At 45.1% G+C, this 545-nt stretch carries 1 protein-coding gene; it reads left to right on the top strand.

Translation table 11 applies throughout. The features are described 5' to 3' along the window. A partial coding sequence (locus ACFIK6_RS10255; protein WP_375677625.1) for a hypothetical protein occupies nt 1-545 on the top strand: 545 nt, incomplete at both ends.

Below are 545 nucleotides of genomic sequence, written 5' to 3'. Positions count from 1 at the left end.
CAAAGCACCAATGCCCTTGATATTCACAATGCACGGCTTCAAGCCGTGACAGATGAGGGGGGGACTGGAGATATTCTCTTTGTTGCTCCAGGCGTTATGGTGGATCAGGGCAGCTCTGTTTTAGCAGCACGAGATTTCGTGATCAAAACGGGGGAGCTTGGAAATAGCGGTCAATTGGCATCGGGGCAGGATTTAGTCTTTAGCGTGACGGGCAATATGACTAACAACAAAACGGGCTTAATCTATGTGAAGGGCAATGGTGCTTTACAAGTTGATGGGGCTTTACTCAATGATTTTGGCGCCATTTTAGCAGAGGGTGATTTATCTTTTACCAATGCAGCTGGCAGCGGAAAAAGCCTTTCCCTTGTTAACAAAGCGGGCTTTATTCAAGCAGGTGGAAACTTAAATATCCAAACCAACACTCTCAAAAACGAAGCCGATAGTACACCCGTCATCACGGAAAAAACGGAAGAAGTCGCCATCGCATTCGAAAAACCAGACAAATATAATTTTCTCGATGGTAGGGATTTATATCATGATACGAG

This window comes from Bartonella sp. AS69XJJH, assembly GCF_042195585.1.
GTDB lineage: Bacteria > Pseudomonadota > Alphaproteobacteria > Rhizobiales > Rhizobiaceae > Bartonella.
The sequence above is the reverse complement of the archived record's forward strand: the minus strand, read 5'-3'. Positions and strand labels throughout refer to the sequence as shown.